The following is a 14273-nucleotide window of genomic DNA, read 5'->3' on the forward strand; positions in this document are numbered from 1 at the left end:
GGTTAACGTGGCACGTCACCGCAAGCCAAGGCCTTGCCGCAGCCGGATGGCCGCGGTTCGACACTCACCAGGACACCCCGCCCGATGCGCTCGCGTGTGACCACGAACGACGGCAGGTCTCCTGGCTCGCGGGTCCGTGCCTTTCGCCGCCTTCCCAGGCGCGAGGCCCAGTGGCGTGTGGCGAAAGGCTCGCCGCTCACAGTTGCGGGGGCAGCCGCGGAATCGGATCGCGCGATCCTCACCGCATTCCCTATTGATCCCTTGCGGGAACCGTCGGGTGCGACCGTACTGGAGGTTTCCGAACGCTGTCAACGAACGCGCCCGGTGTTTTCCCATCCGTAAGTCGAACGGGTCGGGCGATTCGCTGGTGGCATCGCTGTATGGCTGGGCCCTGTTGCGAGACGAGAGGTTCCGTGTATGTAATGTTATAACGTAACATTCTCCGCCGGCAAGCCTTACCACCTGAGATTCGACCGATCCAATTCGGCCGGTATCGAAAGACTGCCGATGGTCCAGGCCAGCCATGCGAAGCGACGGGCCGGCTTCAGTCCGCGCAAGCCCCGGACGCCGCTCGGGAAAACAACAAATCCCCGATCGTCATTGTTTTTTCGCGTTTTTTGGTTATATTGCGTCGCAACGCGTGCAAGTGCCCGGCCCTCATTCGGCCGGGCCTGTTTTTTGGAATTGCCCCGCGCGTTTCAGGCACAGGTAAATTGCGGCGCGCCATGAAGGCGCCTTCCGTGGCTTGCCTGCGATCGCGCTGATGACCGGCACCCGGCCCGCAGGACCCGACAGAGAACCCATGAACATCCGTAACATCGCCATTATCGCACACGTCGACCACGGCAAGACCACCCTCGTCGACAAACTGCTGCAGCAGTCCGGCACCTATCGCGACAACCAGCGCCAGGTCGAGCGCGCGATGGACTCCAACGATCTCGAGCGCGAGCGCGGCATCACCATTCTGGCCAAATGCACCTCGGTGGTGTGGGACGACACCCACATCAACATCGTCGACACCCCGGGCCACGCCGATTTCGGCGGCGAGGTCGAACGCATCCTGTCGATGGTCGACGGCGTGATCGTGCTGGTCGACGCCGCCGAAGGCCCGATGCCGCAGACCAAATTCGTCGTCGGCAAGGCGCTGAAGCTCGGCCTCAAGCCGATCGTCGCGATCAACAAGGTCGACCGTTCCGACGCCCGCGTCACCGAAGTGGTCAACGAAGTGTTCGACCTGTTCGCCGCGCTCGACGCCACCGACGATCAGCTCGACTTCCCGATCCTGTACGGCTCGGGCAAGAACGGCTGGATGTCGGACAAGCCCGACGGCAACCACGAAGACGGCATGCGCCCGCTGTTCGAACTGGTGATGAAGCACGTCCCGTCGCCGTCGGTCGAAGAAGGTCCGTTCCGCCTGCTCGGCACCATCCTCGAAGCCAACCCCTATCTCGGCCGCATCATCACCGGTCGCATCGCGTCGGGCACGCTGAAGCCGAACCAGAGCGTCAAGGTGCTGTCGCGTGACGGCAAGCTGGTCGAGACCGGCCGCATCACCAAGATCCTCGCCTTCCGCGGCCTCGAGCGCGTGCCGCTGGATATCGCCGAAGCCGGCGACATCGTCGCGATCGCGGGGCTCACCAAGGGCACCGTCGCCGACACCTTCTGCGATCCGTCGGTCGACACCCCGATCCAGGCCCAGCCGATCGATCCGCCGACCGTGTCGATGTCGTTCATCGTCAACAACTCGCCGCTCGCCGGCACCGAAGGCGACAAGGTCACCAGCCGCCTGATCCGCGACCGCCTGCTGCGCGAAGCCGAAGGCAACGTCGCGCTGCGCGTCGTCGAGGCCGCCGACAAGGACGCGATGGAAGTGTCGGGCCGCGGCGAATTGCAGCTCGCGATCCTGATCGAGAACATGCGCCGCGAAGGTTTCGAGCTGAGCGTGTCGCGTCCGCGCGTGGTGCTCAACCGAGACGAGAACGGCCAGTTGCTGGAGCCGGTCGAGGAAGTCGTGGTCGACGTCGACGAGGAGTTCTCCGGCGTCGTCGTGCAGAAGATGAGCGAGCGCAAGGCCGAGATGATCGAGATGCGCCCGTCCGGCGGCAACCGGCTGCGGCTGGTGTTCTACGCGCCGACCCGCGGCCTGATCGGCTATCAGGGCGAACTGATGACCGACACCAAGGGCACGGCCATCATGAACCGGCTGTTCCACAACTACCTGCCGTATCGCGGCGAGATCCAGGGCCGCCGCAACGGCGTGCTGATCTCCAACGATCAGGGCGAGGCGGTCGCCTACGCGATGTTCAAGCTGGAAGACCGCGGCCCGATGATGATCGAGCCCGGCTGGAAGGTCTACAAGGGCATGATCGTCGGCGAGCACACCCGCGACAACGATCTCGAGATCAACGTCCTCAAGGGCAAGCAGCTCACCAACATCCGCACCACCTCGAAGGACGAGGCGGTTCGCCTCACCCCGCCCATCCGGATGACGCTGGAAAAGGCGCTGGCCTATATCGAGGACGACGAGCTGGTCGAGATCACCCCGAAGTCGATCCGCCTGCGCAAGCGCCACCTCGACGCCAACGAGCGCAAGCGCGCCGAGAAGTCGAAGCAGGCGGTCGCCTGATCCTTCGAACTTCAATGTTCCGAATTGCACAATGCCCGGCCTCGCGCCGGGCATTGTCGTTTCGGCCGCGCACCGTGACATCGTAGCGCCGTCATCGGCGTGGTAAGAACGCTGAACCATGTCTCAGCAACGCTTCCCCTCCTCCGTCGATGTCGCCATCATCGGCGCCGGCGCGGCCGGCCTCGGCGCGGCGCGGGCGCTGGAGAAATCCGGCCTGTCGGTGATCGTGCTGGAAGCGCGCGACCGCATCGGCGGCCGTGCCTTCACCAGGATGGTGACGCCCGAGATCGCCTTCGACGTCGGCTGCGGCTGGCTGCATTCGGCCGACGAGAACTCCTTCGTCGGCATCGCCGGGCAGCTCGGCATCGCGATCGACACCACGCATCCGCCATGGAGCGAGCGCAGCTTCGGCGACGTGTTTCCGCCGCGCCAGCGCGCCGCCTTCAGCAAGGCGCTCGATGCCTTCTATGAGCGCGTCTGGCGCGCCGCCAAGCGCAAGACCGATGCGGCCGCCGCGACCCTGCTCGAACCCGGCAACCGCTGGAATCCGATGATCGATGCGGTGTCGACTTACGTCAACGGCGCCGAACTCGACCGCATCTCGATCCACGACGTCGAGGCCTATCGCGACACCGGGGTGAACTGGCGGATTCGCGCCGGCTATGGCGCGCTGATCGCGGCCTATGGCGCGCCGTGCCCGGTCGCGCTGAACTGCGCCGTCAGCGTGATCGATCACTCCGGTCTGCAACTGAGGATCGAAACATCGCAAGGCCCGCTCACGGCGGGCAACATCATTATCACCGTGCCGACCAACCTGATCGCCGACGAAGCGATCCGGTTCTTGCCGGAGTTGCCCGACAAGGTCGAGGCCGCCCGCGGCCTGCCGCTCGGCGCCGACGACAAGGTGATGCTGAAGCTGTCCGACCCGAACGGCTTTCCCGCCGACGGCAATCTGCGCGGCGCCACCATGCGCGCCGCGATGGGGAGCTATCATCTGCGCCCGTTCGGCCTGGACTGCATCGAAGGCTTCTTCGGCGGCCGCTTCGCGCGCGAACTCGAAGACGCCGGCGACGGCGCATTCGCGGCGCAGAGCATCGACGAGATCGCCGACCTGCTCGGCAACGACATCCGCCGCAAATTATCGCCGCTGGCGGAATCGCGCTGGACGCGCGACCCCTTCACGCGCGGCTCCTATTCGCACGCATTGCCCGGCCACGCCGGCGCCCGCGCCATACTGGCCGCGCCGGTCGACAACCGCCTGTTCTTCGCCGGCGAAGCCACCTCGCCCCACTTCTTCTCCACCGCCCACGGCGCGCGAGATTCGGGAGAGCGGGCGGCGCGGGAGGTGATGGCTAAGCGCGTAGTAGCAGCGGCGAAGCTTATGTGACCCTCTGACGAACCGCGCAGCGCTGCGGTGCAGAACGTCTCATCCGGCCGCTCTCCGCCCCATCCTGTCCGATTCCGGCACATTCCTGTCCACGGTGATGCAGAAAATCCACATGTTAACCGATAATTAACGTTGGACCTTGATGCCGCGCCCGCGACTTGCTTTGATCGGCGTCATGAGCACAACGCTGATCGAGGTTCGGCCGGCCAGGGCTGCGGATGCTTCCGCGGTCGCCGCCACCCATGACGAGGCTTGGCGGTCCGCCTATCAGGGCATCATCCCCGGCGCCGAGCTGGAAAAGCTGATCAACCGCCGCGGCCCGAACTGGTGGGACTCGGCGATCCGGAAGGGCAGCCGGGTCAGCGTTCTGTGTTTCGGCGACAAGGTCGCCGGCTACGCCAATTACGGCCGGAACCGCGCCCGCAGCCTGCATTTCGACGGCGAGGTCTACGAGCTGTATCTGCGGCCGGAATTCCAGGGTCTGGGCTTCGGCCGGCGGCTGTTCACAGCGGCGCGGCGCGACCTGGTGCAGAGCGGCCTGAAGAGCATGGTGATCTGGGCGCTGTCGGACAACGAGCCGGCGACCGAGTTCTACCGCGCGCTGGGCGGCCGGATGGTGGCGCGCTCCTCGGAGCGGTTCGGCCAAAAGTCGCTCGACAAGGTGGCGTTCGCCTGGAGCAACTGACGTTTTTGCGCTGGCGAACGGCGCAAGCTCGGGCTATTCGGGACGTCCCCGTAATCAATCACCCCGGAGTTCTCGATGCGCATTGACGCAATTCCCGTCGGCGTCAACCCACCCCATGACGTCAACGTGATCATCGAGGTTCCGGTCGGCGGCGAGCCGATCAAATACGAGATGGACAAGGCCGCCGGAACATTGGTGGTCGACCGGTTTCTTTATACCGCGATGCGCTATCCGGGGAATTACGGCTTCATCCCGCACACGCTGTCGGACGATGGCGATCCCTGTGACGTGCTGGTCGCCAACACCCGCGGCATCGTGCCGGGCGCGATGATGAGCGTGCGTCCTGTGGGCGTGCTGTTCATGAGCGACGAGGCCGGCCACGACGAGAAGATCATCGCGGTGCCGTCGTCGAAGCTGACCCAGCGCTACGACCGGGTGAAGACCTATTCGGACCTGCCCGACATCACCCTGCAGCAGATCCAGCACTTCTTCGAACACTACAAGGATCTCGAGCCCGGCAAATGGGTGAAGATCCTGCGCTGGGGCGGCGCCGAGGATGCCCACAAGCTGATCCTCGAAGGCATCGAGCGGGCGAAGGCAGCGAAGGTCTGAGGCGTCGCCGGCCGCGGAGGGGACTGCGATGCGCCGGCTGCTGAGATGGATCCGCGCTGTCGTGGTGGTGGCGATCCTCGCGGTCGCCGGCCTCGCCGCGGTGCTGGCCTACAACACCTTTCGCCAGCCCTCGCGGCAGATCGACGTCGCCGCGGTGCCGCCGATCGCGGTCGACGAACAGGGCGCGGCGCAACGCCTCGCCGAGGCGATCCGTTTTCGGACCATCTCCAACTTCCTCAACCCCGAGCAGGACGCCGACGCCCTGCGCGGGATGCAGGCGCATATCGCGGCGAGCTTCCCGGCGTTCCACGCCGCCGCGACGCGCGAACTCGTGAACGGCAAGAGCCTGCTCTACACCTGGCAAGGATCGGGATCGGGCACCGATCCGCAGGCCCGGCCGATCGCGCTGCTGGCGCATCAGGACGTGGTGCCGATCGCGCCGAAGACCGAACAGGACTGGCAGCACAAGCCGTTCGACGGCGTGATCGCCGACGGCTTCGTCTGGGGCCGCGGCTCGTGGGACGACAAGGGCAACCTCTACGCCATGCTCGAGGCCGCCGAGCAGATGGCGAAGCAGGGCTTCCGGCCGAAGCGGACGATCTATTTCGCCTTCGGTCACGACGAGGAAGTCTCCGGCCTGCGCGGCGCCAAGCAGATCGCCGACCTGCTCGCCGCGCGAAACGTCCGGCTCGACTTCGTGCTCGACGAGGGCCTGCTGATCACCGACGGCATCATGAAGGGCCTCGACCGGCCGGCCGCACTGATCGGCGTCTCGGAAAAGGGTTACGCGACGCTGGTGCTGACCGCGCGCGGCACGCCGGGCCATTCCTCGATGCCGCCGCGCGACACCGCGATCGGGATGCTGGCGGCGGCGTTGACGCATCTCGAAGACAACCGCCTGCCGATGCGGGTGCGCGGCTCGGTCGCCGACATGTTCGACACGCTGGCGCCGGAAATGCGCGGCTTCAACCGCGTGGTGCTGTCGAATCTGTGGTTGTTCAAGCCTCTGCTGCTGCGCGAATTCGCCAAGAGCGGCACCACCGAGGCGATGGTGCGGACCACCACGGCGCTGACCGTGTTCAACGCCGGCGACAAGGATAATGTGCTGCCCGGGATCGCCGAGGCCAGCGTCAATTTCCGGCTGCTGCCCGGCGACACCCAGGCCAGCGTCACCGATCACGTCCGCACCAGCGTCGCCAACGACCGGATCGCAATCCAGGGCTTCGAGGGCAATTTCGACCCGCCGCCGGTGACCGGCACCGCGGGCCCGTCCTACGTCGCCCTCAACCGCACCATCCGCGAGATTTTCCCCGACGTGATCGTCGCGCCCGGCCTGATGATCGCCGCCACCGATTCGCGGCACTATTCGGCGGTGGCCGACAACATCCTCCGGTTCTCGCCGGTGCGCGCCACCTCCGAAGACCTGAAGCGCTTCCACGGCACCAACGAACGGATCAGCATCAAGAACTACGCCGACATGATCCGGTTCTATGTGCGGCTGATCCAGAACACCGCCGGCTGAGCACACCATCTCCGATCCTGGCGGAGTCGGAGCATCACGCGCATCGTCATTGCCGGGCTCGACCCGGCGATCCATCATCTTGCGAAGATGGATGGATGGCGGGTCAAGCCCGCGCATGACGTCTTCGGCCTTGGCCGGCGAACTACATCAGCAGTTCGATCAGCGGCGGGATCAGCGGGATATCCGCCGGCGGCATCGGGTAGTCGCGCAGCTTGTTGGCGCGGACCCAGGCCAGTTCCTGGCCCTCGCGCGGCATCACCTGCCCGTCCCAGCGCCGGCACACATACAGCGGCATCAGCAGGTGAAAATCCTCATAGGCATGGCTCGCAAATGTCAGCGGCGCCAGGCAGGCCTCCTTCACGGTGATGCCGAGTTCTTCCTGCAGTTCACGGATCAGCGCGCCCTCCGGCCGCTCGCCGGCATCGACCTTGCCGCCGGGAAACTCCCACAGCCCGCCGAGCTGCTTGTGCTTCGGCCGCTGCGCGATCAGCACGCGATTGTCGGCGTCGATCAGCGCCACGGCGACGACGAGGAGGAGCTTCACCGATTTTGTCATTCCGGGACGCGCCTCTTGGCGCGGGCCCGGAATGACGTTGAGAGTCTGTGATTGCAGATCACGACCGATAGTCACCATTGATCGCGACATATTCCTTGGTGAGATCGCAGGTCAGCACGCGGTCGCGGCCCTTGCCGAGGCCGAGGCCGACCTTGATCTGGATTTCCGGCTGTTTCATCGCCGCCGAGACTTCCTTCTCGTCATAGGACGGATCGCGCGCGCCGGCCTTGGCGACGCGGATGCCGTTGAACGCGATCGACAGCTTGTCGCGATCGGCCGGCTCGCCGGCCTTGCCGACCGCCATCACCACGCGGCCCCAATTGGCGTCCTCGCCGGCGATCGCGGTCTTCACCAGCGGCGAATTGGCGATCGACAGCGCGATTTTTCGCGCCGAGGCCTTGGAGGTCGCGCCGTCGACGATGATCTCGACCAGCTTGCGGGCGCCCTCGCCGTCGCGCGCGACCTGCTCGGCGAGATCGGCCAGCACCGCGTTGAACGCCTTGACGAACGCGGTCAGCCGCGGATCGGACGCCCGCGAAATTTTTGGCGCGCCATTTTTAGCCGCGGCGCCGGTGGCGAACGCCAGCAGCGTGTCGGAGGTCGAGGTATCACCATCGATCGTCACCGCATTGAAGGTGTCGGCGACGCCGGCCTTGAGCAGCGCCTGCAGGCACGACGCCGACAGCGGCGCGTCGGTGAAGACGAAGGACAGCATCGTCGCCATGTCGGGCGCGATCATGCCGGCGCCCTTGGCCATGCCGTTGATCGTGACCTTGGCCTTGCCGAGCTTCACGGTCTTGGTCGCCACCTTCGGAAAGGTGTCGGTGGTCATGATCGCCTTGGCGGCGTCCAGCCAGCCGCCGGGCTGCGCGGTCTCGGCGAGCGTGCCCAGCACGCCGTCGAATTTGGTGGCGTCGAGCGGTTCGCCGATCACGCCGGTGGAGGCGAGGAACACGTCGGCCGGCTTGCAGCCGATCGCCTTGGCGGCGATCGACGCGGTCAGCGTCGTCGCCTTGCGGCCGGTCTTGCCGGTGAAGGCGTTGGCGTTGCCGGAATTGACCACCAGCACCCGCGCGGTGCCGCCCTTGAGGTTGTCGCGGCACCATTCGACCGGCGCCGACGGACATTTCGAGGTGGTGAACACGCCCGCCACCGTGGTGCCGGGATCGAGCGCCACCAGCAGCACGTCGGTGCGGTTCTTGTAGCGGATGCCGGCCGCCGCGGTGGCGAGGCGGACGCCGGCGAGCTCCGGCAGCGTGGGAACGTTGGTCGGCGCGAGCGGAGAGACGGAGCTGGACATCGGAGCGCTTTCGGATTCGCGCGGCTCCCCGGCGGAGCGCGCGGCGCCCCGATGTCTCATAACAAGCGAACGAGAGCAATCGCCCCGCTCACACCCGCTGCAGCGACACCGAGACCTTCGGGCCGTTCCTGATGGTCTGGTACACCACGCAATAGCGCTCGGTGAGCCTGAGCAACAGATCGAGCTTGTCCTGCGGCGCGTCGGTGCCGACCTCGAAGCGCAGCCGGATTTCGCGGAAGCCGACCGGCGCGTCCTTGTCGATGCCGAGCGCGCCGCGCACGTCGAGGTCGCCCTCCGCGGTGACGCGGCCATCGGTCAGCGGCAACTCGATCGCGGTGGCGACCGTCTTCAGCGTCACCCCCGCACAGGCCACCAGCGCCTCCAGCAGCATGTCGCCGGAGCACAGATCGAGCCCGGAGCCGCCGGCCGACGGATGCAGGCCGGCCTGCGCCAACCCGCGGCCGGTCTCGAGCCGGCAGGCGATGCCCGGGCCGTCGACCGCGCCTTTGGCCGTCAGCGTGATCAGCGCGGCGTCCGGGTCGGACTTGAAGCGCTCCTTGAGCGGCGCCTGGGTGGCGCGCAGCGTGGCGGCGTCCATGGTTCTCTCCCTCATTGTTTTTTGGTATCTAATGCCGGAATTCGCCCGCTGTCACCTCGCCGACCGGAACTGAAGGCGTAGCGGCCGACGAGCCGGGGGCGCCGGCGTGGCTGTTCACACGGAATTTCGTGACAGCGCAGGCGGCGTCCGATATCCGGAGTCGCATGGACAAAGTCGTGACACCTCAACGGCCGGCCGCCGACGAGCGGTTCGATACCCCGCGGATCACCGCCGAGATCGCGGTGCTGGCCGAGCAGCACGCCGGCAATGGCCAGGGCTTCCGCACCGCGCTGGCGATGCTGATGAAGGCCGAGCTGGCGAAATCGCGCGCCGAGGCCGAGGCGCAATTGCTGCGCGACCGCCACGGCCGGCGCTGCGCCGAGCGGCTGTGCTTCGTCCAGGACGAGATCATCCGCCTGCTGTTCATGGCGGCGACGCAGTATCTGTACAATTCGCCGACGCCGTCGAGCTCGGAGCGGATGTCGGTGGTCGCCACCGGCGGCTACGGCCGCGGGCTGATGGCGCCGGAATCCGACATCGATCTGTTGTTCATCCTGCCCTACAAGCAGACCGCCTGGGGCGAGCAGGTCGCCGAGGTGATCCTGTATTGCCTGTGGGACATCGGCCTCAAGGTCGGCCACGCCACCCGTTCGGTCGATGAATCGATCCGCCAGGCGCGCGCCGACATGACGATCCGGACGGCGATTCTGGAGACCCGGTTCCTGACCGGCGACAAGGCGCTGTATCAGGAACTGGTCGACCGCTTCGACAAGGAGGTGGTCGAGGGCACCGCCGCCGAATTCGTCACCGCCAAGCTCGCCGAGCGCGAGGAGCGCCACCGCCGCTCCGGCCAGTCGCGCTATCTGGTCGAGCCCAACGTCAAGGACGGCAAGGGCGGCTTGCGCGACCTGCACACGCTGTTCTGGATCGCCAAATACGTCTACCGCGTCCGCGGCACCAGCGAACTGCTCGAACACGGCGTGTTCGACCAGATCGAATTCCGCACCTTCCGCCGCTGCGAGGATTTCCTCTGGTCGGTGCGCTGCAACCTGCACTTCCTGACCCGACGCGCCGAGGAGCGGCTGTCGTTCGACCTGCAGCGCGAGATCGGGGTGCGGCTCGGCTACACCTCGCATCCCGGGATGCAGGACGTCGAGCGCTTCATGAAGCACTACTTCCTGATCGCCAAGAAGGTCGGCAATCTGACCGCGATCCTGTGCGCCAAGCTCGAGGACCAGCAGGCCAAGCCGGCGCCGGCGCTGTCGCGGATGATGGCGCGGCTGCGGCCCGGCACGACGCGCCGCCGGGTGCCGGAGAGCGACGATTTCGTCATCGACAACAACCGCATCAATTGCGCGATGCCGGACGTGTTCAAGCACGACCCGGTCAATCTGATCCGGATCTTCCGGCTGGCGCAGAAGAACAGCCTCGCCTTCCATCCCGACGCGATGCGGACGGTGACGCGCTCGCTGCAACTGATCAACGCCCAGCTCCGCGACGATCCCGAGGCCAACCGGCTGTTCATCGAGATCCTGACCTCGGACAATGCCGAGCCGGTGCTGCGGCGGATGAACGAGACCGGCGTGCTCGGCCGCTTCATCCGCGCCTTCGGCCGCATCGTCTCGATGATGCAGTTCAACATGTATCACAGCTACACGGTGGACGAGCACCTGCTGCGCTGCGTCGGCAATCTCCAGGAGATCGAGCGCGGCGGCAACGACGAGTTCATGCTGTCGTCCGACCTCATCCGGAAAATCCGACCCGACCATCGCGCGGTGCTGTACGTCGCGGTGCTGCTGCACGACATCGCCAAGGGCCAGCCCGAGGACCACTCCACCGCCGGCGCCAAGGTGGCGCGGCGGCTGTGTCCGCGGTTCGGCTTCAACGCCGCCGACACCGAACTGATCGCCTGGCTGATCGACAAGCATCTGGTGATGTCGACGGTGGCGCAGTCGCGCGATCTGTCGGACCGCAAGACGATCGAGAATTTCGCCGCCGTGGTCGAATCGGTCGAGCAGATGAAGCTCCTGACCATCCTCACCACCGCCGACATCCGCGGCGTCGGCCCCGGGGTCTGGAACGGCTGGAAGGCGCAGTTGATCCGCACGCTGTACTACGAGACCGAGCCGGTGCTGACCGGCGGCTTCTCCGAGGTCAACCGCGCCGAGCGCATCCGCAGCGCGCAGGCCGAATTCCGCGCCAATTTCACCGAATGGCCGGAGGCCGAGCTCGACGCCTATGTGGCGCGGCACTACCCGGCCTACTGGCTCAAGGTCGAGCTGGCGCGAAAAATCCGCCACGCCCGCTTCCTGCGCGCGTCCGAACAGGCCGGCCACAAGCTCGCGATCAATGTCGGCTTCGACGAGGCGCGCGGCGTCACCGAACTGACCATTCTGGCGGTCGACCATCCCTGGCTGCTGTCGGTCATCGCCGGCGCCTGCGCGTCGGCCGGCGCCAACATCGTCGACGCCCAGATCTACACCACCACCGACGGCCGCGCGCTCGACACGATCTCGATCCGCCGCGAATACGACCGCGACGAGGACGAGGGCCGCAGGGCCACGCGGATCGGCGAGATGATCGAGGAGGTGCTGGAAGGCAAGCTGCGGCTGCCCGAAGCGGTCGCCCGCCGCGCCACCAGCGGCAGGACCAAGCTGCGCGCCTTCGTGGTCGAGCCCGAAGTCTCGATCAACAACAACTGGTCGGACCGCTACACCGTGATCGAGGTCTCGGGCCTCGACCGCCCCGGCCTGCTGTATCAGCTCACCACCGCGATCTCGAAGCTGAACCTCAACATCGCCTCGGCCCATGTCGCCACCTTCGGCGAACGCGCCCGCGACGTGTTCTACGTCACCGATCTGCTCGGCGCCCAGATCACCGCGCCGACCCGGCAGGCCGCGATCAAGCGCGCGCTGGTCCACCTGCTCGCCAATGGCGACGCCGAGCAGCAGCCGGCGGCATAGCGGGAAAGGGCGACGCGGCCCGCACGGCCCCGGACGGGCGGCCGTCCGCCGCGAAACCATCGGGGAACTTATCGCCGCGGCCGGCGGTCGGGTCAAAGTTCCCCAAGGAGCGAAGCCGAGCCGAAGTATCGCCGCGCACCGGGCACGCGCAGGCACCGCCTCCGACGATCAGCGCCATACATCCGTCGCCATCATCCAATCATCAGTTATTCAATCAGTCGGACCGTCATCCGCGTCCGACTTCCAACGTCAGAAGAGTCCGCCCCATGATCAAGGCTCGCCCGCTCGTCATCCGCGTCGTCGCCGCCGTCTCCATCGTCGCGGTTCCGATCGTGTCCGCCCTCGCTTTGCAGCGCGAGGACAAGACCACGCCGGACCTCGGGCTGCTCGCGGGCGTCATCCAGCTCGTCAATCGCGCCTATGTGCATCCCGTAGGCCAGGATGCGCTCACCAAGGACGCGCTCAAGGGCATGCTCAATCGCCTCGATCCGCATTCGGACTACATGGACGAAGACGAGTTCAAGCAGATGCAGACCGACATGTCGGGCCAGTTCGGCGGTCTCGGCATGCAGATCACCGCACAAGGCGGCGTCCCGAGCATCGTCTCGCCGATCGACGACACCCCGGCGGCGCGGGCCCGCCTCGAGCCCGGCGACATGATCATCAAGGTCGGCGCCACGAGCACCCAGGGGATGAGCCTGCGCAAGGTCGTCGACATGCTGCGCGGCGAGCCGGGCTCGAAGGTGACCATCACCATCCTGCGCGGCAAGGAGGAGCCGTTCGACGTGTCGCTGACGCGTGAGATCATCCGCGTCGCCTCGGTCAAATCCGAACTCAAGCCGGACCGCATCGGCTATGTGCGCATCAGCCAGTTCGGCAACGATACGTCCGAGGGCTTCAAGTCCGCGCTGACCAGGCTGAAGACCGACGCCGCCGGCACCGGACTGAAGGGGCTCGTGATCGATCTCCGCAACGATCCCGGCGGCCTCCTCACCGCGGCGGTCGATGTCTCCGGCAATCTGCTCAACGGCGGCGCCGTGGTCAGCATCCGCGGCCGCGAGGCGAACGATCAGCACGTCTTCAATGCGCCGGCCAAGGGCGACATGCTGCCGGGTGTCCCGGTCGTCGTGCTGATCAACGGCGCCTCGGCCTCGGCCTCCGAGATCGTTGCCGGCGCGCTGCAGGATCGCAAGCGCGCCACGGTGATCGGCACGCAGAGCTTCGGCAAAGGGTCGGTGCAGACCGTGATCCCGATCAAGGGCCACGGCGCGGTCCGTCTCACCACGGCGCTGTACTACACCCCCTCGGGCCGCTCGATTCAGGACGACGGCATCACCCCCGATGTGATCGAGGAGGCGCCCAAGGATCAGCAGATCAGCGGCGGGCCGCTGGTGCGGGAGAGCGCGCTGAGCGGCGCGATCGCCAATCCCGGCCAGTTCGACAAGCGCCCGGGCGCAGCCGCCAAGCCGCAGACCGACATGCCGGCCAAGGACGTGAACAAGGCCGCCTATTCGGCGCCGATCCGCGCCGACCTGATCGGCAAGCCCGAGGACGCGCAGCTCAAGGTCGCGGTGAATTACTTCGACAAGCCCCCCGCGGCGCAGCCCTCCGCCCGGTGATCGCCGCCCGCCGATCGGCACGCCGGCGGCGGCGTCAAGCCGCCAGCCGGTTCAGCGCGTCGACGATGTCGGCCCCTCGATAGGGCTTGCTGAAGAACTCGCCGCCGCCCGGAATCCGGACGTCTTCGGCGGCGGCGTGCCCGGACACCAGAATGATCGCGATCGGTGGCCATCGATCGTGGACGATGGCGGCCAGCGCCGTGCCGTCGATGCCGGGCGGCATGTCGATGTCGCTCAGGATGATGCCGATGTCGGAGCGGCTTTCGAGCACGCCGAGGGCCTGCGTGGCGTTCGCCGCCTCGACGGCGACGAAGCCGGCATCTTCGACGAGGTCGACCACGTTCATGCGCAGAACGGGCTCGTCCTCGACGACCAGTACGACGGTTTCTCGATCCACCATTGGTC

At 66.7% G+C, this 14273-nt stretch carries 11 protein-coding genes and 1 riboswitch; of the genes, 7 read left to right on the forward strand and 4 right to left on the reverse strand.

The features are described from left to right. Positions 1–93 precede the first annotated feature (93 nt). A riboswitch (cobalamin riboswitch) is annotated at positions 94–290 on the reverse strand. A gap of 512 nt (positions 291–802) precedes the next feature. From typA to SR870_RS16735, 5 genes are all read left to right on the forward strand, one after another. Then, positions 803–2626 (forward strand): translational GTPase TypA, encoded by a 1824-nt coding sequence (gene typA / locus SR870_RS16715; RefSeq protein WP_322514665.1) that lies wholly within the window; start codon positions 803–805, stop codon positions 2624–2626. A 118-nt stretch (positions 2627–2744) separates the two neighbouring features. Then, positions 2745–4013 (forward strand): NAD(P)/FAD-dependent oxidoreductase, encoded by a 1269-nt coding sequence (locus tag SR870_RS16720; RefSeq protein WP_322514666.1) that lies wholly within the window; start codon positions 2745–2747, stop codon positions 4011–4013. Between the two features lie 175 nt (positions 4014–4188). Continuing rightward, positions 4189–4698: a GNAT family N-acetyltransferase gene (locus SR870_RS16725; protein WP_322514667.1), complete on the forward strand. Its 510-nt coding sequence runs from the start codon at positions 4189–4191 to the stop codon at positions 4696–4698. Between the two features lie 75 nt (positions 4699–4773). Further along, positions 4774–5310: an inorganic diphosphatase gene (gene ppa / locus SR870_RS16730; protein WP_322514668.1), complete on the forward strand. Its 537-nt coding sequence runs from the start codon at positions 4774–4776 to the stop codon at positions 5308–5310. A 28-nt stretch (positions 5311–5338) separates the two neighbouring features. Beyond that, a complete protein-coding gene (locus tag SR870_RS16735) occupies positions 5339–6832 on the forward strand; it encodes a M20 family peptidase (protein ID WP_322514669.1) in 1494 nt (497 codons plus the stop codon). A gap of 142 nt (positions 6833–6974) precedes the next feature. Here SR870_RS16735 and mutT read toward each other — a convergent pair whose 3' ends face one another. From mutT to SR870_RS16750, 3 genes are all read right to left on the reverse strand, one after another. Beyond that, positions 6975–7388 (reverse strand): 8-oxo-dGTP diphosphatase MutT, encoded by a 414-nt coding sequence (gene mutT, locus SR870_RS16740; protein WP_322514670.1) that lies wholly within the window; start codon positions 7386–7388, stop codon positions 6975–6977. A 58-nt stretch (positions 7389–7446) separates the two neighbouring features. Next, the gene (gene argJ / locus SR870_RS16745; protein ID WP_322514671.1) at positions 7447–8688 is read right to left on the reverse strand and encodes a bifunctional glutamate N-acetyltransferase/amino-acid acetyltransferase ArgJ; all 1242 of its coding nucleotides are present in this window, start codon (positions 8686–8688) and stop codon (positions 7447–7449) included. A gap of 88 nt (positions 8689–8776) precedes the next feature. Beyond that, on the reverse strand, positions 8777–9286 hold the full coding sequence (locus SR870_RS16750) for an OsmC family protein (protein WP_322514672.1): 510 nt from the start codon (positions 9284–9286) through the stop codon (positions 8777–8779). A 164-nt stretch (positions 9287–9450) separates the two neighbouring features. Between SR870_RS16750 and SR870_RS16755 the strand changes: the two genes are divergently transcribed. Both SR870_RS16755 and SR870_RS16760 read left to right on the forward strand, forming a co-directional pair. Next, positions 9451–12249, forward strand: a complete 2799-nt coding sequence (locus SR870_RS16755) for a [protein-PII] uridylyltransferase (RefSeq protein WP_322514673.1) — start codon at positions 9451–9453, stop codon at positions 12247–12249. A gap of 266 nt (positions 12250–12515) precedes the next feature. Continuing rightward, a complete protein-coding gene (locus tag SR870_RS16760) occupies positions 12516–13868 on the forward strand; it encodes a S41 family peptidase (protein WP_322514674.1) in 1353 nt (450 codons plus the stop codon). A 34-nt stretch (positions 13869–13902) separates the two neighbouring features. Here the strand turns inward: SR870_RS16760 and SR870_RS16765 are convergent, their stop codons facing one another. Next, entirely contained in the window at positions 13903–14268 is a 366-nt protein-coding gene (locus SR870_RS16765; protein WP_322514675.1) for a response regulator, read from the reverse strand. Positions 14269–14273 lie beyond the last annotated feature (5 nt).

Source organism: Rhodopseudomonas palustris, assembly GCF_034479375.1.
In the GTDB taxonomy this organism is placed as follows: Bacteria; Pseudomonadota; Alphaproteobacteria; order Rhizobiales; family Xanthobacteraceae; genus Rhodopseudomonas; species Rhodopseudomonas palustris_M.